19 protein-coding genes are annotated in these 22,576 nt (G+C 58.8%); 13 read left to right on the forward strand and 6 right to left on the reverse strand.

Going from position 1 to position 22,576, the window contains the following annotated elements; genetic code table 11:
* The first annotated feature begins 152 nt into the window (after positions 1-152).
* Positions 153-1,409, forward strand: coding sequence for an ATP-grasp domain-containing protein (locus DW754_RS07260; protein WP_117759032.1), 1,257 nt, complete (start codon positions 153-155; stop codon positions 1,407-1,409).
* Between the two features lie 84 nt (positions 1,410-1,493).
* The gene (locus DW754_RS07265; RefSeq protein ID WP_040358337.1) at positions 1,494-2,240 is read left to right on the forward strand and encodes an aspartate/glutamate racemase family protein; all 747 of its coding nucleotides are present in this window, start codon (positions 1,494-1,496) and stop codon (positions 2,238-2,240) included.
* 125 nt (positions 2,241-2,365) lie between these two features.
* Here the strand turns inward: DW754_RS07265 and DW754_RS07270 are convergent, their stop codons facing one another.
* From DW754_RS07270 to DW754_RS07290, 5 genes are all read right to left on the reverse strand, one after another.
* Positions 2,366-3,112, reverse strand: coding sequence for an energy-coupling factor transporter transmembrane protein EcfT (locus DW754_RS07270; protein ID WP_022094111.1), 747 nt, complete (start codon positions 3,110-3,112; stop codon positions 2,366-2,368).
* Positions 3,105-4,856 carry an ABC transporter ATP-binding protein gene (locus DW754_RS07275; RefSeq protein ID WP_117759030.1) on the reverse strand — a complete coding sequence of 584 codons (1,752 nt, stop codon included), beginning with the start codon at positions 4,854-4,856 and terminating at the stop codon, positions 3,105-3,107. Before DW754_RS07275 ends, DW754_RS07270 begins: the two co-directional genes overlap by 8 nt.
* Positions 4,857-4,962: 106 nt before the next feature.
* Positions 4,963-5,535 (reverse strand): hypothetical protein, encoded by a 573-nt coding sequence (locus DW754_RS07280; protein WP_117759028.1) that lies wholly within the window; start codon positions 5,533-5,535, stop codon positions 4,963-4,965.
* A gap of 400 nt (positions 5,536-5,935) precedes the next feature.
* Positions 5,936-7,930, reverse strand: a complete 1,995-nt coding sequence (locus tag DW754_RS07285; protein ID WP_117759026.1) for a C69 family dipeptidase — start codon at positions 7,928-7,930, stop codon at positions 5,936-5,938.
* A 408-nt stretch (positions 7,931-8,338) separates the two neighbouring features.
* The gene (locus tag DW754_RS07290; protein ID WP_117759024.1) at positions 8,339-9,256 is read right to left on the reverse strand and encodes a diacylglycerol kinase family protein; all 918 of its coding nucleotides are present in this window, start codon (positions 9,254-9,256) and stop codon (positions 8,339-8,341) included.
* A gap of 98 nt (positions 9,257-9,354) precedes the next feature.
* Here DW754_RS07290 and rnd point away from each other — a divergent pair, with 98 nt between their 5' ends.
* From rnd to DW754_RS07335, 9 genes are all read left to right on the forward strand, one after another.
* Entirely contained in the window at positions 9,355-10,488 is a 1,134-nt protein-coding gene (gene rnd, locus DW754_RS07295) for a ribonuclease D (RefSeq protein WP_006234315.1), read from the forward strand.
* A 124-nt stretch (positions 10,489-10,612) separates the two neighbouring features.
* The gene (locus DW754_RS07300) at positions 10,613-11,317 is read left to right on the forward strand and encodes a zinc metallopeptidase (protein WP_117759022.1); all 705 of its coding nucleotides are present in this window, start codon (positions 10,613-10,615) and stop codon (positions 11,315-11,317) included.
* Between the two features lie 115 nt (positions 11,318-11,432).
* Positions 11,433-12,884 carry an exodeoxyribonuclease VII large subunit gene (gene xseA / locus DW754_RS07305; protein WP_369832168.1) on the forward strand — a complete coding sequence of 484 codons (1,452 nt, stop codon included), beginning with the start codon at positions 11,433-11,435 and terminating at the stop codon, positions 12,882-12,884.
* Positions 12,885-12,926: 42 nt separating this feature from the next.
* On the forward strand, positions 12,927-13,193 hold the full coding sequence (gene xseB, locus DW754_RS07310; RefSeq protein WP_006234311.1) for an exodeoxyribonuclease VII small subunit: 267 nt from the start codon (positions 12,927-12,929) through the stop codon (positions 13,191-13,193).
* Positions 13,194-13,242: 49 nt separating this feature from the next.
* Complete coding sequence (locus tag DW754_RS07315) at positions 13,243-13,578, forward strand: histidine triad nucleotide-binding protein (RefSeq protein WP_035137921.1); 336 nt, start codon at positions 13,243-13,245, stop codon at positions 13,576-13,578.
* Positions 13,579-13,619: 41 nt separating this feature from the next.
* Positions 13,620-14,510 carry a LysR family transcriptional regulator gene (locus DW754_RS07320; protein ID WP_117759020.1) on the forward strand — a complete coding sequence of 297 codons (891 nt, stop codon included), beginning with the start codon at positions 13,620-13,622 and terminating at the stop codon, positions 14,508-14,510.
* A gap of 119 nt (positions 14,511-14,629) precedes the next feature.
* Positions 14,630-15,790 carry an MFS transporter gene (locus tag DW754_RS07325; RefSeq protein WP_117759018.1) on the forward strand — a complete coding sequence of 387 codons (1,161 nt, stop codon included), beginning with the start codon at positions 14,630-14,632 and terminating at the stop codon, positions 15,788-15,790.
* Between the two features lie 120 nt (positions 15,791-15,910).
* Positions 15,911-17,089 (forward strand): acetate/propionate family kinase, encoded by a 1,179-nt coding sequence (locus DW754_RS07330; protein WP_006234305.1) that lies wholly within the window; start codon positions 15,911-15,913, stop codon positions 17,087-17,089.
* A gap of 164 nt (positions 17,090-17,253) precedes the next feature.
* Positions 17,254-18,432, forward strand: coding sequence for an acetate/propionate family kinase (locus tag DW754_RS07335; RefSeq protein ID WP_117759016.1), 1,179 nt, complete (start codon positions 17,254-17,256; stop codon positions 18,430-18,432).
* 347 nt (positions 18,433-18,779) lie between these two features.
* On the opposite strand, the gene pta is transcribed toward DW754_RS07335, so the two are convergent.
* Positions 18,780-19,760: a phosphate acetyltransferase gene (gene pta / locus DW754_RS07340; RefSeq protein WP_089573084.1), complete on the reverse strand. Its 981-nt coding sequence runs from the start codon at positions 19,758-19,760 to the stop codon at positions 18,780-18,782.
* Positions 19,761-19,992: 232 nt separating this feature from the next.
* On the opposite strand from pta, the gene glf reads away from it, so the two are divergent.
* The gene (gene glf / locus DW754_RS07345) at positions 19,993-21,195 is read left to right on the forward strand and encodes a UDP-galactopyranose mutase (protein WP_117759014.1); all 1,203 of its coding nucleotides are present in this window, start codon (positions 19,993-19,995) and stop codon (positions 21,193-21,195) included.
* The gene (locus tag DW754_RS07350) at positions 21,188-22,219 is read left to right on the forward strand and encodes a glycosyltransferase family 2 protein (RefSeq protein WP_117759012.1); all 1,032 of its coding nucleotides are present in this window, start codon (positions 21,188-21,190) and stop codon (positions 22,217-22,219) included. Before glf ends, DW754_RS07350 begins: the two co-directional genes overlap by 8 nt.
* Positions 22,220-22,576: the final 357 nt, after the last annotated feature.

A 22,576-nucleotide genomic window follows, 5' to 3' on the forward strand; every position in this document is an offset into this window, starting at 1 on the left:
AGCGCCGTCTTTGTGCTGGCCTTCGTGCTGGACGATTACGTCGATTGCCATAGATACGGTGGAGCTTTGGGCGTCGGCGGCTTGGCACGCTAGAATAAATCAGATGCGCAAAGACCGCCCGTTGTGTGGGCAGTTCATGATAGGAAGTTTCCATGGCATTGCAATTTACAGAGCGCGAGTTCATTCCCGTGCTGCTCGGTGGCGACATCAACGCCTATTCGGTGGCGCGCGCCTTCTACGAGGAGTACCAGGTCAAGAGTCTGGTCTTTGGCAAGTACCAGACGGGTCCCGCGTACCGCAGCCAGATTATCGACTACACGCCCAACGTGGATATCGATACCATGCCCGTGATGCTCAAAACCGTCAACGGCATTGCCCAAGCGCATGCCGATAAGACGATTGTCCTTGTGGGCTGTGGCGATAACTATGTTGCCCTCGTGGCTCAGGCCAAGGATGCCCATGAGTTGGCGGATAACATCGTCGCGCCTTACGCTCCCTACAGCATGCTCGAGCAGTGCCAGAAGAAGGAGATCTTCTACGAGCTGTGCGAGAAGCATGGCGTGCCTTATCCGCATACCTTTACCTTCACCATGGCGATGCTGAACGACCAAGGCGAGGCACCTGCCGAGGTGCTCGACCAGATCGATTTTCCTTACCCGATGATTCTGAAGCCTTCTGACGGCATCATGTGGTGGCAGCACGAGTTCGAGGGCCAGAAGAAGGCCTATGAGATTGCCGACCGCGCCGAGCTGGAACAGGTCATTCGCGATTCGTATGCCAGCGGCTACACTGACGACCTGATCTTGCAGGACCGCGTGCCCGGTAACGACGAGTACATGCGCGTGCTCACCAGCTATTCCGACCGCAACGGCAAGGTGCGCATGATGTGCCTGGGCCATGTGCTGCTCGAGGAGCATCAGCCCCACGGTGTCGGCAACCATGCCTGTATCATTACCGAGCCCAACGACGAGCTCATGGACGGCGTGCGCAAGTTGCTCGAGGACCTTCACTTTGTGGGCTATTCCAACTTTGACGTTAAGTACGACGAGCGCGACGGCTCGTTTAAGTTCTTCGATTTCAACACGCGCCAGGGCCGCAGCAACTACTACGTCACTAACAGTGGCTTTAACGTTGCCAAGTATGTGGTGGACGAGTATGTGTTCAACCGTCCATTTGAGCCGGAGTTTGTGACGGCTCAGGACGAGGCCCTGTGGATGGTCGTCCCCATGGGCGTCGTCGACAAGTACGTCAAGGATCCCGAGCTGCGCGCTAAGGTGCATCGTCTGGACAAGGAGGGCAAGGGCGCCGACCCTTCGTTTATGAAGGGCGACTTTGTCTTTAACCGCTGGCTGCGCATGTGGCACACCAAGCTGCGCCACTTCAAGCTGTTCAAGACGTATTACAAGTAGATGAGCGCGGCGCCCGTCCGGTTTGCATCGGGCGGGCGCGGGTATGATACGCGCAATTGCGCAAGCGTCACCAAGGAGGCGGCGATGGAAAAGCTGGGAGTTATCGGCGGCATGGGCGCCGAGGCCACGTCGTATTACTACGACCAGGTGGTGCGCCACACGGCTGCTGCCTGCGATCAGGAACATATCGACATGGTGGTGCTCTCCAAGTCGACCATGCCCGACCGCACGTTGGCCATTAAGACCGGCGAGCATGCCAAGCTGCTGGCGACCATGAAAGAGTGTGCCCAGGCACTCGAGTCGCTGGGCTGCGCGCACATTGCCATTCCCTGCAACACGTCACACTACTTCTACGATCAGATCCAGTCGTTTACGAAGGTGCCGATTATCCACATGCCGCGTGAGTCGGTGCGCTATGCTCTGGCCGGTGCGGTGATGGGGGAGTGCGAGTTCGACCCCAACCTGAGTATGCCGGCCGAGCCGGTGCACAAGATTGGCATCATGGGCACCGACGGAACCGTGGGCGCGGGCGTCTACGGCCGCGAATGTAAGGCTGCGGGTGTTGAGGTCGTCTATCCCAGCGAGAAACGTCAGAACGATGTGATGTCGCTTATCTACGATGATGTGAAGGCCGGACGTGAGCCCGATATGGATAAGTTCGACCGCGTGATGTGGGAGTTCGCCCGTAGCGGCTGCGACCGCGTCATTCTGGCCTGCACCGAGCTCTCGGTGCTGCAAAAGTACCGAGAGATGCCCGAGATCACCCTCGACGCCATGGATGTCCTGGTGCGCGAATCCATCATCCGCAGCGGCGCCCCCTACCGCCTCTAGCTTCCGACCCGCCAAAAAGGGACAGGTTAATTTTGGTAGGTTTTATCTGGTGAAACAGTAAAGGCCTCGGCTCGTTTGGTGCGAGCCGAGGCCTTTTGCGTTGGGCGGTTGCTGTCGGTGGTGAACTAGAACAGGAAGCCGATGGCGATGAGGGCGATGCTGACGATGAGCACGGCGATGTCCAGGCCCTTGATGGGGTAGCGCTTGTACGAGCTGGCGCGCGTACGCAGATAGAAGCCGCGCTGTTCTGCCGCCAAGGCTGTGGCATCGGTCTTGCCCACGCTTGAGATGAGCAGCGGCACGCACAGTGGCAACATGAGCTTAAGCTTCTTGATGGGGTTCTTGGTGTCGTACTCGACGCCGCGTGCGGTCTGCGCCTCCATGATGGCATTCATCTCCTGACCAAACACCGGCACAAAGCGCAGCGCCGTGGTAAAGGTGAAGGCATAGCGATACGGCACGTGCAGCACCTCGACGCAGGCGTTGGCAAGGTCGTTGAGCTTGGTCACCATGAGCATGAGGATGAGTGGTAACGCCACACCCAGCAGGCGCAGGCAGGCCTTCGATCCTGTGATGAGGCCCGTGTCGGTGATAAAACCCCACACCACGTTGCCATCGCGCATAAAGGCCAGCTGGAGCACCAGCATGATAAGCGCGAGCGGAATCAGCAACTTGAGCAGCGAGAACAGACGGTCGACGACGCCGGCATAGGCACCCAGTGCAAGGGTGAGTGCCAAAAAGCCCAGCAGCGCTACGTAGGTGTCGGACAAGAAGATGCCGACGATGATGGCAGCGGCGAGGCCCAGTTTGACGACGGGGTTCAGGCGATGCAGCAGCGTATCGCCCGGCATGTAGTCGATGACGTTAACCACGGTGGACCATCTCCTTGGTAATTCGAACGACATCGGTGACCTCGCTCACCTGCGCAAAAGCGGGCGAGACGGAAGATGCCAGACGGCGCGAGAGTTCAATAACCTGGGGAGGCTCCACGTAGGCATGCTGCATGAGTTCGATGTTCGAGAATAGCTCGTGCGTGCGGCCGCGGTCGAGGATGCGACCGTCGGCCATCACCACAATGCGCTCGGCAAAATCCGAGACGACTTCCATATCGTGGCAGACCATGATAACGGCGCAACCGCGCTCGGCCATGGTGCGCACCGTTTCCATGACGGTCATGCACTCGCGGTAATCAAGGCCGCTCGTGGGCTCATCGAGTACGACGATCTTGGGCTCAACCACTACGACGGAGGCAAGCGCCACCATTTGTCGCTGGCCACGCGAAAGCGAGAACGGCGCCTCATCGGCAGGCAGGCCAAAGCGGTCGATGACGAGTTGGGCACGACGCAGAGCCTCGGCACGGTCCATGCCGCCAAGCTCCAGGCCAAAGGCGACCTCGTCGAGCACGGTGTCCTTGCAGATCTGGCGGTCGGGGTTTTGGAAGAGGGTCGCGACCTCGCGAGCGATGCGGCTCGTGGGAACGGCTGCGGTATCCAGTCCCGTGACGCGCACGCTGCCCGAGGCGGGCTTAAGCAGGCCTATGAGCAGTTTGGTGAGCGTGGTCTTGCCGGCGCCGTTTTGGCCGACGATGCCCACGAGCTCGCCAGGATAGAGCGTCAGGCTAAGGTCGCGTACGGCGGCTCCACCATTGGGATAGGCAAACTCAACATGGTCGAAGGTGAGTACGGGTTCGGCGTCCTTGGCATGAGGACGCAACGACGGTGCATGCGGGGAACCGGCGGGCGCCTGGGCTTCGATAGCCGCGTGTGCGGGGTCGACGATGCCCGAAATCAGGCGCTCGGCCTCATCGACATCCAAGCAGGGGGTGCCGCTTACCAGGCCATCGGCCTCGAGGCTATTGAAGATACGCGTGACGCGAGGGCAGTCGACGCCGATGGCACGGAGCTCGTCGGTATGCGCGAAGACCTCGTGTGGCTCGCCCTGCAGCGCGATTTCGCCATGGTTGAGCACGAGCACGCGGTTGCAGTACTCCGAGAGCAGGGCGACCTTTTGCTCAACGACGACGATGGTGATTCCAAGTGCGCGGTTTGCCTCACGCAGCGTCTCGAAGACCAACGTGGAGCTAGCGGGGTCGAGTGCCGCGGTGGGCTCGTCGAGAACCAAGACGCGCGGACGCATGGCGAGGATGGCGGCGATGGCTACCTTTTGCTTCTGTCCGCCCGAGAGGGTGGCGATCTCGCGGTCGCGCAGGTCGCTGATGCCGACGGTCTCGAGCGTTTCGCTCACGCGCCGCTCGATCTGGTCGTGGGGAACGCCAAAGTTCTCGAGGCCAAAGAGCATCTCGTCCTCGACGACCGAGGCGACCATCTGCGTGTCGATATCCTGCAGCACACTGCCGACGATTTGCGACACGTCGGTCAGCGAGACCTCGCAGGTGTCGTGGCCGTCAACCATGACGGACCCAAAGAACGTGCCGGTGTAGTGGTGGGGCACGGCACCCGACAGGCAGGCGGCAAGCGTGGACTTGCCGGCGCCCGAGGGCCCGATGATGCCGATGAAATCTCCCTTGTTCACGCTGAGCGAGATGTGGCTGAGCGCCTGCTCGGTCTGCGTGCCATAGGAGAACGAGACATCGTCGACGTTGATGATCGTTTCCATGGATACCTTTCATAGTCATTGGGGACGTTCTTAAATGACCAGTCGTTTAAGAACGTCCCCAAGAGCTCGTTGTTTGGGACAGTCTTTACCGATGGGGCACTGTGGGTTAGTTGAGCCTAAGGGCCTTCTGGATGGGCAAGTAGAGGGCGCCGACCAGAATGGCGTTAAAGACGGCGGTCATGGCGACGACGGGCAACATGGCGGCGGCGAGCTCGCCGACCACGCCGAGCATGGCCATCTTGATGACCATGAAGATGACGCCGGAGACAAAGGTGGTCAGGAAGGTTGCGACAATGGCGATCGCGGGCTTGACCTGACCGTTCTTGCCGGCGGCGTTGACGATGCCGGCCATGAGCATGGCGGCGATGCCCTCAGCGGCAAAATCGACGAACGGCGAAGCGGTGGTGATCTGGATTACGGCAGCCGAGATGAGGCCAATGACGAGCGCCTGGCCGATGTTGGGGCGAACGACCAGGATGGTGAGGCAGAAGGCCGAGATGATGAACTCGGGGCTGATCATGCCGCCCGAGATGCCCGAGATGGCCTTGCCGACGGTGAAGTTGAGGATGAAGCCGGCAGCGAGCAGGATGGCGAGCAGGACGAGAGCACGGACGTCGAGTTTGCCGCGGTCGGCGGTCTGGACGGTGCGGGGCTGGGCGGCGGTGGTGTTCTGAGACATGGTGAAAATCCTTTCGGAATGGGGGTGCAAGAGAAAAGCGGAGGCGCGTGATGCGAATGCGATCGGGCTCGAGATAGAAAAAGGCCCCCGGTCGAAACCGGAGGCCTTCCAATCACCTAGAGCGCAAAAACAGGCGTGAGGGACTCACTGTCGACCGATCGTATTCGCATCACGCCACCACCAGTTGTTGAGAGACTTCATCGTGTTCTTCATGTTGGTGGCTCCTTTCGTGATACCGTGGCACGGTCGCACCTAGTTGCTGTTGCGCTGCACTATAGCACAGCGAAGTGCGTGCGGGGAAATCTTTTTTGAAAAGATTTCAGGCGGGTTTCCCGCCGGTCAAAAGAGCGGGCTGGGCGGGCGAGGCTGCCATTGCTGCCTTGCCCGCCCAGCTAAGACGTTACTCCTTATTGCGACGGTAGAGGAAGTAACCGCCCGCGGAGATGACGGCAACGCCAGCGATGGCGAATGCGGCCACCATGCGGCCATCAAAACGATCGCCAGTGGTGGGCAGGCCGCCCTTGGTGTTCGTCTTGTTAGTGGTTACCGTGGTCGTGGTGTCGGACTTGCTAGGCTTCTCAGGCTTGGCGGCTGGCTGCTCGGGCTTAGCGGGCTGCTCGGGCTTAGCGGGCTGCTCGGGGGTACCGGGCTGCTCAGGAGTACCAGGCTGCTCGGGAGTGCCGGGCTGATCCGGGGTGACCGGATCGGTGGCAAGAGCATCCTTGGCGTAGGTGATGGACACCTTGAGGCCGTTGGTCTCGGTGTTCAGGTCGCTTGGGGTGAAGGGCTGGTCGAAGTTTTCGGCCTTCTGATAGGCGCGCATCTCCTGGAGCAGTGCCTTGCACTTCTTGTAGGTGTTCTCGGTAGCAGCCTTGCCGGCCTTGTTGGCCAGGGCAGTGCGGCCCTCGGTGGTCGTCTCGGCCAGCATGGCGGTGTCGACTTCCTTGTTCTGCTCGATGAGCTCGTTCTGGAGCGCATCGAGGTAGGTGCGGACGCTGGTGGCGAATTGTGCGCGGTTCGCGAAGCAAAGCGAGTTGATGTCCATCAGGACGTAGTTAATGGAGTTCTCGGGCTCCTCGTTGTTCACGATGTCCGTCTCGCTGCAGTGACCATAATCAACGGTCTGGTCGCTGAAGTAGGGGCTGACTTCGGTCATCAGAGCGGAGTATAGCGGGATAGCGACGGAGAACTCGGCGCAGGAGAGCATCTCCCACTGGATGGTTGCAACCTCGGGGTCATAGCCCTTTCGAATCTGGAAGAGGTTGGCCTCGGCGTTGCGGTCGGAACCGATGCTGCTGACACCGTCAGTATTGGCATTAAGGCCGGGGACTTTTTCACCGCGGTTGCCGAAGGCGCGAATCAGCTCAAACGTGTTCCAGTCGGACTTGCTGGGCTGGAAGAACAGCGGCTGCATCTCATGAACCATGGCACCGAGCGTGACGTCATTCTTGTCCTTGTCCTTGACGATCTCGTAGTCGGTGCCCTCGGTCAGCGGAGCCATAAAGTAGTCACGGCCCTGGATATAACGCGCCCAAGAGCCCATGCCCGTATTGTTGATAGATACACCGTAGGTCTGGGCAACATCGAACTGTCCGTCTTCAAAGTACTTGGCGAAGCCCTTCTCTTCGGGCATAGTCTTGATCCCCTCAGAGTGGAGGCAGTTCTCAGGATCGTCAAGATTGACCTGGAAATTGAGGTTACTAATGTTGGGGTTGACCGAAGCGACGTCGTCGGTCAGCTTCATAGCGATCCACTGGTGGCCGGAAAGCGCGGCGAACAGCCAAGTTTCGGTGTTGTCGGCGATGACAATCTGGTCGTTGGAGCAGACGCCCTGCTCGTCAATTAGACTGCCGATAAGCTCGACGCCCTCGCGGGCCGTTGCGCTCTCGCCCAAGATGACGCCCGCGTAGCTGTACTCGCCGATGCCGGTATTTTTGACCTCGGGATTTGCTTTGTGGGCATGCTCGGTCGTGGGATCCGCTGCCTTGGCATCGTCGTTGTAGGAGGTGCTCAGTGTTGCGGAGCAGGAGACGCCCTTCTCATTGATGCCGGCCTCGGAGTAGGCATCCCAGCGTCCGTCCCACTCAGCAGGATGGTCGCGCACGTAGCTGTAACGATACGTAGTCTTGGTCGAGGTGTAGGAGAATCCGGACTCGTTCGAGCTGTAGGTATGACCAGGGCCATAAGAGGGCTCGATGCCATAGTGTTTGAGGTAACGAGTGCCAATGTCCTCGGTGCGGCCATAGTACGTGTTACCGTCGGCCGTAAGGTTCTTGCCCATGTACATCTGCGTGCAGGCGAGCGCAGATGTCGGCATGGACATGATGGTTGCAGCTCCAAAGGCGAGGCCTATGCCAAGCTTTTTGAGCGCGTTGACGGGGTGAGTTTTCCTCATTTTCCCTCCCAGCGTGCGAAAGCCCTCCGTTGCCAGAGGGCTTCAGCCAATAAAGACACCCCATTAGCGTAACGAACTGGAAACAATATTCATCTATGAAAGAAACTTACTCGATAAGCGTAATGAAATATGCGATGAGCGGTTAATTGTACTCAGTTTATAGCTTTACTTTAATAAAGACGCCCTGTAATTACTGTAGTCGAATAAAGTAGCTGGGAATGCCCGAAATGAAAATCCCCTGCTGTTTGGCAAATGCATAAACGGCAGGGGAGACGATAATTGGATGAATATCATACCAATGTAGATTTACTTCTTTCGGCGGTGAATCACGTTGATGGCGTAACCGACGAGCATGGCCAAGACGATGACAATAAAGCCGATCAGGGGATTGTCGTTCATGGGGTCCTCCTATTTTCCGAGCGGTGAGAATTCGTCGACGATGAGGTCGAGGCATTGCGGAAGCGCGCGGGCACCAAAGACGCCCGAGTTGCTGGAGATGATCTCGCCATCGAACTGCATGCCCAGCGACGGCGTGCAGGTGATCTTGGCTTCCTTGGTCTGGATGATCTTGAACTGCGGACGGCCGAGCAACTTGCCGGCGGGGTCGAGCGCGGCGGTGATCACGGTCGGGAGCAGCTGGACGGTTTTTACGGGCTCGATGACCGCGATGTCGACCATGCCGTCGTTCATGCGGCAATCGGGGAACAGGTTGATGTCGTTTTGAATGACCGAGGTGTTGCCGGCCATGCAGCAGATGCCATCGAGCTCCTCGACAATGCCGTCATGCTCAATCGTAAAGTGCGCTACCGTAGGGTTGGGCGTGGCGAGCGCAGAGAGGAAGTAGGCGATCTCGCCGATGTCGTTTTTGGTGGGGGCGGCCTTCATCATGATCTCGGCGTCGAAGCCCGAGCCGGCGATGATGATAAAGCCGTGGCGCTTCTCGTTGCCGTCTTCGTCGAGCCAAAAGAGCTCGCCCATGTCTACTTTGACCGTGCGACCGGCGCGGCAAGCCTTGGCAAGCGCCGCCGCCTCGGGGGCATTGCCGATGTTGTTGAAGAACAGGCAGGCCGTACCGGAGGGGAAGACGAGCGTGGGGACACCGCATCCGCGCATCTGGTCGAGCACGTTGGAGACAGTGCCATCACCGCCCGAAACGACCACGCGATCAAACTCGCGCACGTCTGCCACGGCGTCCTCGGGTTCCATGCCATCGCCGATAAAGCGCATCACGACCTCGTCGCCGCCCTGTGCAAGGGCGTGCGTGAATGCGAAGATTTCATCTGAGCTGGGGCCCGATGCCGGGTTGTGGATGATAAGGCAGCGCATACTTACGTTCCCGTTCTGTGACTAACCGAGTATAGTTGTAAGGCAATGCCGATATCCTACCCGTGTTTTTCGGGCCTAACCTTATTCGATGGGTTGATATGTACATTTCCACACATCAGGCTCTACTCGACTTTTGCCAGCGCGCCCGTGAGTTCGACGCGATTGCCGTCGATACCGAGTTTTTGCGCGAGCGCACGTTCCATCCGCGCCTGTGCTTGGTTCAGATTGCCACCCCTGCCGAGAGCGTCGCGGTCGATCCCCTGGTGATCGACGACCTATCGCCGCTGGCCGAGCTTATGGCAGACGAGAGCGTGACTAAGGTCTTCCACGCCTGCTCGCAGGATATGGAGGTTATGCTCCATACCGTGGGCGTGCTGCCACGACCGATTTTCGATACGCAGGTCGCCGCTGCCTTTTTGGGCGAGCGCCAGCAGATTTCGTATGGCGCGCTTGTTCAGACGTTTTGCGGCGTCTCGCTGCCCAAGACCGAGTCGCTGACCGACTGGTCGCGTCGCCCGCTGACCGATAAGCAGATTGAGTACGCGATTGATGACGTCAAGTACCTGATCGTCGCCTATACCGAGATGATGAGTCGCCTGCGCGAGCTGGGCCGTGTGGACTGGGTGCTCGACGAGCTACGCCCGCTGGCTGACGAGTCGCACTATCGCGCCGACCGTCACGAGGCATTCCGCAAGGTCAAGCGCATCAACTCGTGCAGCCGCCACCAGCTGGGCATCGCGCGCGAGCTCGCCGCCTGGCGCGAGGACCGCGCCGAGCGCCGTAACATCCCGCGCAAGTGGGTCATGTCCGACGACACGCTGCTTGCGCTCGTCAAGCGCAATCCCGTGCGCGTTGAGGAGTTCCGTAGCATTCGCGGTACCGATCAGTTGGGGGAGCGCGACGTGGACGGTGCGCTCATGGCCATCAAGCGCGGCGCAAGCTGCCCGCACGATCGCCTGCCGCTCATGGTGCGCGGGCATCGCCAGATCTCTCCGGAGCTGGAGAGCGTGACGGATCTCATGTACGCGCTTATCCGCCTGGTTGCCGAACGCTCGGGAGTGGCGACCTCGGTCATTGCCTCGCGCGATGACCTGGCCGACTATATTGAGCATCCCGAGCAGAGCCCCTTGCGCGAAGGCTGGCGCTTTGAGCTTGTGGGCTCGCGCCTGGACGATCTGCTCTCGGGCAACATGGGACTCACTGTGAAGGACGGCAAAATCGAGCTTTTGTAGTTACGCGGTTTGCCAAGCGCTGCAAACGTTTTAGAGCTGCAATGCCAAAACATCGATGGTGTCTCGTTGGCTGGGCGAGTGGGTAAAATGCCTCCAACGTGTAACTCGATTCGGAGGAATTCGCATGCCTTATTACTATGGATACGGCTTTGGCATCGACCCGCTGTACCTGCTGGTTGTTCTTGTCTGCACGGTGATCGGTCTTGCCGCACAGAACTATATCAACTCGACGTACAAAACCTGGTCCAAGGTTCGCTCGGACGGCGACACGGGCGCCACGGTCGCTCGCCGCATGCTCGACGCCAACGGCTGCAACGCCGTGGGTATCAAGGGCGTCGCTGGTGAGCTCACCGATCATTACAACCCGCAGGACAACAACCTGTATCTCTCGGATGCCAACCGTTCGGGCGGGTCGGTCGCAAGCGTTGCCGTTGCCTGCCACGAGGCGGGCCATGCCGCCCAGCGTCAAAGCGGTTATGCCATGATGAAGGTTCGCACCGCCCTCGTGCCGGTCGTCAACTTTACCCAGAACACCTGGACCATCGTGTTGCTCTTGGGCCTATTTATGAACATTGCCGGGCTCACGGCCCTCGCGCTGATCTTCTTCTCGTTTAGCGTGCTGTTCCAACTGGTTACGCTGCCGGTCGAGATTGATGCTAGTCGGCGCGCCGTGGCGTATATTGAGCAGTCGGGTATGAGCTCCAAGCAGGTCAACGGTGCCAAGAAGGTGCTGACGGCCGCCGCGCTTACCTATGTGGCTGCGGCGCTCACCTCGATTATTCAGCTGCTCTATCTTATGGCTCGCTACAACAGAAACTCCAACCGATAACAAATTGGGTCGCTGGGCGCCGCGGGGATTCGTGTCCCCGCGGCGCTGTACTATGTGTTGGACTTGAATTTGCGCAGGGCCGAAGCCCTTGTGCACGATGACGAAAGGAGGCTGCGTGGCAGGCTGGAATCTGACCGGCAATACCGTTTCCGCCGAGTTCGACGGTTCGGACGATCAGGAGCGCAAGGAGCTCAGCGTGAGCCAAGCGGTGGAGATCGCCGCCGGCGCGCTCGACGCCATTCCGCAGCTGAGCGTTTTGGGTGAGGTCACGGGTTTTCGTGGTCCCAATGCCCGAAGCGGCCACTGCTACTTCCAGATTAAAGACGACTCGACCGCCGTCGACTGCATCATCTGGAAGGGCGCCTATCTCAAGCGTACCTTCGATCTGCGTGACGGCATGCAGGTGAGCTTTAAGGGCAGCTTCAACCTCTATAAGGCCACAGGCCGCATGAGCTTTGTCGCTCGCTCGTTTTCGCTGGCGGGGGAGGGTCTGCTGCGTCAGCAAGTGGCGCAACTGGCCGAAAAGCTACGCCGCGAGGGCCTGATGGACGAAGCGCGCAAGCGCCGCATCCCGGTGTTCTGCTCCCGCGTGGCGGTCGTCACCTCGCTTTCCGGTGCGGTAATCGACGACGTCAAGCGTACATTGCGTCGGCGCAATCCGCTCGTCGAGCTTGTCTGCGTGGGCGCCAAGGTTCAAGGCGAGGGTGCGCCGGCCGAGCTTATCGAGGGCCTGCGCCGTGCCGCCGCCATCACGCCGGCGCCCGACTGCATCTTGCTGGTGCGCGGCGGCGGCTCCTTCGAGGACCTCATGACCTTCAACGACGAGGAGCTTGCCCGTGCAGTGGCTGCCTGTCCCGTGCCCGTGGTGACCGGTATCGGCCATGAGCCCGATACCTCGATTTGCGACATGGTGAGCGACCGCCGCGCCTCCACGCCCACGGCGGCGGCAGAATCGGTGGCGCCGGCTATGACGGAGTTGGCCGATGTGCTCGAGGCGCGCCATCAGCGTCTGGGTGCCGCGATGGCATCGATGATTGGGTCGGCCCAGGTCGACCTGGAGATGCTCGATCAGCGCGGTCGCCGTGCCTGGGATACCTATACGGCTCGCCTGGGCGATGCGCTCGATGCGGCTGCGTGCCGCCCGTGCCTCAACGACCCCACATTTATGGTCGAGCGTCGCGAATCGGAGCTTGCGCTGACCGCCGATCGCCTGTCGGGCGCCATAGTACGCTCGGTCGGGACATTTCGCTCCAACTTTGAGCGCTTGCCCGAGCGTCTGGTTGCAAGCACCTCGGGGCTCGATGGCAAGCGCCATGCGCTCACGCTCGCGAGCTCTCGCCTGGAGCATCAGGGGCGCACGATGCTCAACAAGCCAGCGTCCGACCTGGGCCGTACGGCAGCCTCGCTCGATGCCCTGTCGCCGCTCAAGGTGCTTGCCCGCGGCTATTCCATCGCGTACAGCGTTGACGGCGTGGCTATGAGCGCCAAGACCTTTAAGCCGGGCGACGCCATTCGCGTACGCATGGCAGACGGCAACGTGGCAGCAACGGTCGATACGGTCGAGTAGGCTGCGTTTCATAGCGATAAACCTTTAGGAAAGGAAGCAGATATGGCAGAGAAAACCCCGGTCGAGCAGCTTACGTACAAGCAGGCTTCGCAGGAGTTGGAGCTCATCATCCGCAGCCTGGAGTCGGGCGATATGGAGCTCGAGGAGTCGCTCGAGAGCTATACCCGCGGCGTAGAGCTCCTCAAGAGCCTGCGTACTCGCTTGTCCGATGCCGAGCAGAAGGTCTCGGTGCTCCTTAAGGACGTCGACGGCAACGACGTGCTCGCCGACGGCGAGGCCGCCAACACGGACGACAACCTCTCGTTCTAACCACCCCGACCAAATATAATTACCTTGGTCTGCGAGAAAGGAACCAACCATGTGTGATTGCATCTTCTGCAAAATTGCCAACCACGAGATCCCCTCGACCGTCGTTTACGAGGACGATCAAGTCATCGCCTTCGACGACCTCAACCCCCAGGCGCCGGTCCACACTCTCGTGATTCCCAAGAAGCACTACAGCGATATCGCCGATAATGTGCCTGCCGAGACCATGGGCGCCATGGCTCACGCCATCCAGGAGGTCGCTAAGGCCAAGGGCTTGGAGGACGGTTTCCGCGTCATCTCCAACAAGGGCGTCAACGCCGGTCAGACCGTCATGCATTTCCATATGCACGTCCTCGGCGGCAAGAACTTGGGTGAGAACCTCATCTGAGGGCGCGTAGGCCGTCGACTTGGCTGCCTTTGGAGTAATCTATGCAGCTTTCTCAACTCGAATACCTTCAAGCGGTAGCGAACTATGGCGGCGTGCGCAAAGCAGCTCGCGCCGTTCATGTGAGTCCGCAGGCCGTTTCGTCGGCAATCAAAAAGTTGGAATCTGAGTATCAGATCGTTTTGCTCAACCGATCGGCGGGGGAGGCTGTTTTGTCTCCGGCGGGCAGAGAATTTGCGCGTCGTGCACGCGTGATCCTGGCACAAGTCGACGATCTCAAAAAGTACGCTCAATCGAGGGACGACGGCGTCTCGCCCGACGGCCACTTTCGTCTTTACGCCCCCTGCCTTCATGGGCGGGGGCGCCTTTTTGCCGAAAACTGGTATGACTCGTTTGAAAGCTCGCACCCTCAGATTCACCTCGATGTGTGGCATCAGCCAACGGCTACATGCTTTGAATCACTTATACTTGGCATTTCGGACGCGGCTATCTCGTTTGAGGAACCACGGGACAGCGTCCTTTCTTCAAAATATATGGGTGAAAAGGAGCTCAGGGTTCTTTCATGCCCAGCTGGTCATCAATCTGTGGGTGCTATGACCGTTCGTGAGTTACTGGGCGGCAGGCTCGCTGTTCCCATTAATTTGTCACCCTGTCTCAATGCAATCAATCAATGTCCCGAAGCTCAGCTGGTTAATTTCCGCTTTCGCGATGTCGAATACGGAAACAGGGCGCAGGCTGAGTTTCTTCAAGCCGGGGGATTGATATTGAGTTTTTCTGGCTCTTCTCTCGCATCGGATGGATCGGAAGTGAGCGAGTGCTCCATTGAAGCCTCACATGACGTAGCCTTGCCCATCTACTTTTGCTATCGACAAAATGCCTGGACCGATCGACACCAGACGGTATTTCTTCACCTATTGCGTCATCTCGCTTCGTGAGGCCATTTGGCCTCGTGTCGTCAAGTGAATGTTGACGCCCTGCAACACATAGCTGACAGCTTTGCCCTCATGCTTTTCCAAGATTTCGATTTAGATTGCTGACTCTTGGAGGGCGGAGCATGAAAAACCGTACGGTTTTGCTTTATATGACGTTCGTTTTTCTGTCGAACTTCAGCACTATTTTGTATTTTCTGACGGTTTACCTTGAATTCGTCGGATTCTCGATAGTGGCGATTTCTAGCATGATGATTGCATATCAAGTGAGCAAGTTCATCCTCGAAGTTCCCACTGGCTATATTGCTGATAGGTTTGGACGAAAGGCAAGCGGTCTCGTTGGCGTCGTGGGGATGCTTGGATACTACGCCGCCCTGCTTCTCGTCCGTTCCCCTCTGCTTTTAATCGGTGCGTTCGCTCTCAAAGGTTTTGCCGTTGCATGTCTGAGCGGATCCATAGAAGCGATTTACATTGACAGCGTCTCTCAGGACCAGCTCGTAAGACTTAATGTCGTTGAGCGATTTGTTTTCTATGCCTCTTATGCCATCTCCGCTTGCGTGGGCGGTTTCATTTCGTCTGTCGGTGCATATCTCATTGGTCTTTCGGCAGATATCATCGCAATGGTGTTGACGTTGGTTGTCGTTGTCTGCATTCCTGAGATGCGAAGAGGGGGCACTGCGGGGGCACCTGAGCGTGGAATTAGCCCGAAGATGATCGGTGCCGCTATTGCGTGTAATGGCATTCTTCGTTCAGCGTTCATCATGGACTGTTCTCAGGCATTTGCTTTTGTCGCCCTGGAAGACTTTTTCTCACTGCTGCTTGCGGGTCGCGGAATGAATGCCGTCGCTTCGGGTGTGACCATTGCGGTTCAGCTCCTTGCCTCGGCCTCCATGGGACTTATTGTGCCCTGTGCGATTGCTCATGTCGACAAGGGCCGCTTTGCGCGTATTTGCGGCATCGTGCGTCTTTTCCTGACAGCTCTGTTTTTGATTCCCTTAACTCCGGTTTATTTGCTGCCCGTGTTCTATGTGCTGCAGACGGTCGCGTACTCGTTATTTGCTCCAATTAAATACTCAATTTTTCAAAAAGCAGCCGATCCTTCGATGCGCTGTTCACTGATTTCGGTTCAAAGCCAGATGGTGGCGGTGGGTGCCATCCTTTTCTATCTGTTCAACGCTGCGTTGAGCGGCATCGCGGGCATTCGAGTCATATTGCTTGTCGCGCTCGGGATTTCTTCCCTTGTGTATATCCCCGCGTTATTTCGTCTTACAAGCCAGAGGACATGAGTATTTAGGCACCGATAACTTATATATCAACGCAATAAACCCGAGCGCGAGGGCGTTTGGGTTTATTATTGAAGCGTATGTAACCTGGCGGCGCCACACCGCCTGTTAGTAGGGAGACACATGAACGTTCTGGTCGTCAACGCAGGATCTTCGACCCTTAAGTATCAGGTCATCGATACCAAGTCCCATAAGGTGTCCGCAAAGGGCTCCTGCGAGCGCGTCTGCTTTACCGGCGGCACTTTCACCCATGCTGCCAACGGCTCCAAGAAGGTGACCGAGAACATCGAGTTCCCCGACCACAAGGTCGCCATCGAGGTTGTCCTGAAGGACCTCGAGGCCAACGGCGTCAAGATTGAGGGTATCGGCCACCGTATCGTTCAGGGCGGTTGGTACTTTGGCGATTCCTCCCTCGTCGACGAGGATGTCCTCGCCAAGATCCGCGAGGTCGCTCCGCTCGCCCCGCTGCACAACAACCCCGAGGCCAACGTTATCGAGTACTGCCTGGAGCAGTATCCCGACCTGCCCAACGTCACGGTTTACGACACCGCTTTCCACTTCAACATGCCCGAGGTCGCCAAGACTTACGCCCTGCCCAAGGACGTCTGCGACAAGCTGCACATCCGTAAGTACGGCGCCCACGGCACCAGCTACCGCTACATCTCCAAGAAGGTCGCCGAGATGACCAACGGCGAGGCCCGCAAGGTCGTCGTGTGCCATATCGGCTCCGGCGCTTCCCTGTGCGCCATCGAGGACGGCAAGTGCATGGACACCACCATGGGCTTGACGCCGCTCGACGGCGTTATGATGGGCACCCGCTGCGGCTCCATCGACCCGGCTACCGTGTGCTACCTGCAGCGCGAGGGCGGCTACACCTTCGACGAGGTCGACGAGATGATGAACAAGAAGTCCGGCCTTTTGGCTGTGACCGGCGGCAAGACCAACGACTGCCGCAACGTCGAGGAGCTCGCCGCTGCCGGTGACCCCGAGGCCCAGCTTGCCTTCGATATGTTCGTCTACAAGATTGCTGCCAAGGCTGCCGAGATGGCCACCTCCATGTGCGGTATGGACACCCTGGTCTTCACTGCCGGCATCGGTGAGCACGCTCCTGCCGTCCGCGCCGGCGTGGCCGACCGCCTGGCCTTTATGGGCGTCAAGATGGATCATGCCCGCAACGCCCTGCGTGGTGACGGCGCATGGTGCCTGTCTGCCAAGGATTCCAAGGTTAAGATTTTCGTTATCCCCACGGACGAGGAGTTCATGATCGCTTCCGACGTCGAGCGCATCGTCAACGGCAAGTAATTGCAAAAGGGGAGGGGCTGGACGACCGAGCGCCGTTCGGCCCCTCTTTTGTGCTCGTTGGGCGATATGCCTGATAGTTATTTATTAAGTTGTGATAACTTCTTATTAACATGCGGCCGCCTTAAGGGGTCTGCGCCGACCGTATCGCACTGCAAAGGAGTCTCATGAACGTACTTGTTGTCAACGCCGGTAGCTCAAGCCTTAAATATCAGCTTTTGGATACCGATACCCGCGAGGTTTTCGCCAAGGGCAACTGCGAACGTATCGGTTCGGACATGGGCATCTTTGGCCACTCCGAGAACGGTGGCGCCAAGCAAACCGAGGAGGTCCCCTTCCCGGACCACCGTTCGGCTATCGCACGTGTGCTCGAGGAGCTCGAGAAGACCGACTTTACGATCGATGGCATTGGGCATCGTATTGTTCAGGGTGGCTGGTACTTTGACGATTCCGCGGTCGTCGACGATGAGGTCATGGCTAAGATTCTCGAGGTGGCACCGCTTGCCCCGCTGCACAACTACGGCGAGGCAGCGGCAATCGAGTATTGTCGCGAGAAGTATCCGGAGCTGCCCAACGTGGCCGTCTTCGACACCTCGTTCCACATGACTATGCCCGAGGTCGCCTACACCTACGCCCTGCCCAAGGACGTGTGTAACAAGTACCACGTGCGCAAGTACGGCGCCCACGGTACGAGCCACCGCTACGAGTGGATGATGGCCAAGGAGATCCTGGGTTCGCGCTGCCACCGTCTGCTTTCGTGTCATCTGGGCAACGGCGCTTCACTCGCCGCCATTGAGGACGGTGTATGCCGCGATACCACGATGGGCCTCACGCCGCTCGACGGCCTGATGATGGGCACCCGTTGTGGTTCCATTGACCCGGCTACCGTGTGCTACCTGCAGCGCGAGGGCGGCTACAGCTACCAGGAAGTCGATGACATGATGAACAAGCAGTCTGGTCTGCTTGCCATCTCGGGCATCTCCAACGACGCCCGTGACATCCGCACGCGCGCCTCCGAGGGCGACGAGCGCTGCCTGCTCGCCTTCGATATGTTCGCCTACAAGGCCATGCAGCAGGCCGGCTCCATGATTGCCTCCATGGCGGGCGTGGACACCATTACCTTTACCGCCGGCATTGGCGAGAACGACTGGTCGATCCGCAAGGCTTTCTGCGACTGCTTCGAGTGGCTGGGCGTGCGCATCGACAACAACAAGAACCGCGAGGCCGTGGGTAACGGCCCGCAGGTCATCAGCGCCGCCGGTTCCGCCGTCACGGTCATGGTCATCCCCACCGACGAGGAATACATGATCGCCCACGACGTCGAACGCCTGACCAAGAACAACTAACGCATTCGTCTGTAATTGAAAAAAGGCCTCCAGAGCAACAGCTCCGGAGGCCTTTTTACTAGCAGGCGGTAATTCCAGTCCCAAAGTGACCATCGCCGGCAACGCCTGCGCTTTCAGCAACGGCATCCATTCGTTCAGATCCTAAGCCCCAGCTCGTAGCCAAGCCGCCGCCCACTCCAGATTCCCTGACTGCTGCGTGACGGCAGGGACCCTGCAGGGCAAAGCTCTGAAAACATTCCGCAGGACGCAAAGAGGCTCCGCCGCGCGAAGCGCGCAGCGGAGCCTCTTTGCATGTCCGAGGACGTTTTCAGAGCTTTGCCCTGCAGGGTCCCGAGGGGATATGTAATCTATTCAGCCATCTGAGCCTGGACGGCGGTGATGGCTACGACACCCACGATGTCGTCGGCAGAGCAGCCGCGCGAAAGGTCATTGACCGGCTTGGCGATGCCCTGCAGGATGGGGCCGTAAGCGTCGGCGCCAGCGAAGCGCTGGACCAGCTTGTAGCCGATGTTGCCGGCCTCGAGGTCGGGGAACACGAGCACGTTGGCCTTGCCGGCGACAGAGGAGCCGGGAGCCTTGAGCTGGGCGACGGTGGGGACGATAGCGGCGTCGAGCTGCAGGTCGCCATCGATGGCGAGCTCGGGAGCCTTCTCCTTGCAGAACTTCACGGCCTCCTGGACCTTCTTGGCGACCTCGCCGCCGGCGGAGCCCATGGTGGAGTAGGAGAGCATGGCCACGTGCGGCTCAACGTTGCCCATGAAGGTGGACCAGGAGTGAGCGGAGGCGATGGCGATCTCGGAGAGCTCGTCGGAGGACGGGTTGATGTTGAGGCCGCAGTCGGCGAAGATCAGCGTGCCGTCGGTGCCGAACTGCGGGGTGTCGGTGCACATCACGAAGAAGGCCGAGACCAGCTTGGTGCCCGGGGCGGTCTTGAGGATCTGAAGCGCGGGGCGCAGGGTGTCGGCGGTGGAGTGGCAGGCGCCGGAGACCAGGCCGTCGGCGTCGCCCATCTTGACCATCATGGTGCCAAAGTAGGTGGCGTCCATCACCTGGGCGCGAGCCTGCTCGATGGTAACGCCCTTCTTGGCGCGGAGCTCGGCAAACTTCTGTGCGTACTCCTCGTGCTTCTCGGCATTGCGCGGGTCGATGACGGTGGCGCCGGGAACGTTGATCTCGTTGGGATCGCCCAGGATGACGATGTTGGCCAGGCCTTCCTCGATGATCTTGTTGGCCGCGACGATGGTGCGCGGATCCTCGCCCTCGGGCAGGACGATCGTCTTAAGGTCGGCCTTGGCGGCAGACTTCATACGGTTCAGGAAATCGCTCATGATACTCCTTACAAGCGTTTCGCTAAGCTCCAGGCCCTCGGCTGTACACGAATAAACCCGCTGCTAGCGGGTTTACCTTTCAATAATGTACGCCGCGGTGCTTGAGCTTTCCTTGTGTGGCAAGCTCATTATAGGACGCATTAGCGCTATAATCGCACTGATAAATATGTCTCGACGTATGTTCGAGAAAAAGCCCAGTTAAAAAGCGTGTGGCTTTTGACAAGGAGTATCGATGCAGATTACCTCAGGCCTGCCTGAAGGCTTTAATGCCGGTGCGTACGACATGATCGTTGTCGGCGCCGGTTATGCCGGTGCCGTTTGCGCCCGCCGTCTTGCCGAAACTATCGGCTATCGTGTTGCCGTTTTGGAGCGTCGCGGCCACATCGCGGGTAATGCCTACGACTGCACTGACGAGGCCGGAATCCTGGTCCACGAGTACGGTCCGCACATCTATCACACTTTTAATGAGCGCGTCCATAGCTTCCTGTCGCGCTTTACCAAGTGGACGGACTACCAGCACAAGGTGCTCGCCAACATCAACGGCACCCTCATGCCCGTACCCTTTAACCATGCGAGCCTCAAGCTCGCCTTTGGCGATGAGCGCGGCGAGGAGCTGTACCAAAAGCTCGTGGAGACCTTTGGCAAGGACGTCAAGGTGCCCATTATGGAGCTGCGCAAGAAGAACGACCCGGATCTTGCCGAGGTCGCCGATTATGTCTATGAGAACGTCTTTTTGCATTACACCATGAAGCAGTGGGGCCAGACGCCCGACCAGATCGACCCCTCGATCACCGGCCGCGTTCCCGTCTTTGTGGGCGATGACGATCGCTACTTCCCGCAGGCTCCTTTCCAGGGCATGCCGCAGGACGGCTATACCGCGCTGTTCGAGCATATGCTCGATCACGATCTGATCGACGTGTTCTGCGACGTGGACGCCCGCGATCTCTTTGAAATCGACGAGACCACCGTCAAGATCGATGGCAAGGTCTACGGCGGCGAGATTGTCTATACCGGTCCTCTCGATGAGCTGTTCAGCCTCGACTTGGGTGCGTTGCCGTACCGCACGCTCGATATGAAGTTCGAGACGCTCGATATGGACCAGTTCCAGCCCGTGGGCACCGTCAACTACACCACGAGCGAGGACTACACGCGTATCACCGAGTTCAAGAACATGACCGGTCAGGTCCTGCCCGGCAAGACCACCATCATGAAGGAGTACTCCAAGGCCTATACGCCCGGCTCGGGCGAGACGCCGTACTACGCCATTCTTGAGCCCGAGAACCGTGAGCTCTATGAGCGCTATCTTGAGCGCGTCCAGAACCTGACGAACTTCCACCCGGTGGGTCGTCTGGCCGAGTATCGTTACTACGATATGGACGCCGTGACCAATTCTGCCCTCGATCTTTCGGATGAGATTATCGCCTGCCATGCATAAAGTCATAACATTCGGTATTCCCTCGTATAACGCCGCCAAGGACATGGACCATTGCATCACCTCCATCTTGGAGGGGAGCAATTGCGCCACCGATATCGAGATTATCGTGGTGGACGACGGCTCCAAGGACGAGACGGCCGCCAAGGCCGACGAGTGGGAGGCCCGTTATCCTGGAATCATCCGCGCGGTGCACCAGGAGAATGGCGGTCACGGTATTGCCGTCCTTTCGGGTCTGCGCGAGGCGCAGGGCACCTACTACAAGGTTGTCGACTCGGACGACTGGCTTGACGGCGCTGCCCTTTCGACCATGCTGTCGATTCTGCGTGGCTTTGAGGAGCGCGACCAGCGCGTTGACCTGTTTATCTCGAACTACGTGTACGAGAAGGTTTACGAGGGCACGCATACCGCTATCGGTTACAAATTTGCCCTGCCGCGCAAAAAGATCTTTTCCTGGGATCAGATCGGTCATTTCCGCCTGGACCAGAACCTACTCATGCACAGCCTGTGCTATCGCACGGATGTGCTGCGCGAGTCCAACCTTCCCATGCCGCCGCACACGTTCTATGTGGACAACATCTACGCCTACGTGCCGCTGCCGCGTTGCAAGACCATGTACTACGCCGACATCGACCTCTACCGCTACTTTATCGGTCGCGAAGGTCAGAGCGTCAACGAGGCAACGATGGTCAAGCGTCTGGACCAGCAGTTCCGTGTTACGCGTATCATGATGGAGTCGTACCACCTGTACAGCGATGTTGAGTCGTCGCGTCTGCGTTCGTACATGATGGGCTACTTCACCATGATGATGGCGATCTGCTCGGTGCTCACCAAGCTTTCCGAGGAAGATTGCGCCGACGAGCGCCTAAAGACGCTGTGGAATGATTTGAAGGCCTACGACGAGCGCATGTATCGTCGTGCCCGCTACGGCGTGGTCGGCTTCTTCACCAACCTGCGCGGACGGGCCGGAGACAAAACCACACTCGGCCTATACCGTCTTGCCTCAAAGATCTTCAAATTCAACTAGCACAGAAACGCACGGGTAACGGGGACCCCTGGTCCTTAACTTGCTACTTCGGACAGTCCTGCGCAAGACGGAGGCGCCACTGGCGCCTCCTTTGCGTGCGGAACTCGTATCAAGTTAAGGACCAGGGGTCCTCTGCTATGTCTCGCTTTATGTCAGCAAGCTGAATTTGAAGATCTTCGACGCGTGGTACAAAGGGGCCTGGGCTGAAAAGAATTTGGTTGGTAGTCGGTCGGAGGCGGGCGGACGTTACGTTTGTCGCGAGTTCCGCATGCAAAGAAGGCCACTTAATGTGGCCTTCGTCTTGCATAGGACTGTAGAGCAGCAAACGTAACGCCCGCCCGCCTCCGACCGACGGTC

Origin of the sequence: Collinsella sp. AM29-10AC (genome assembly GCF_003469085.1) — a bacterium.
Classification (GTDB): domain Bacteria; phylum Actinomycetota; class Coriobacteriia; order Coriobacteriales; family Coriobacteriaceae; genus Collinsella.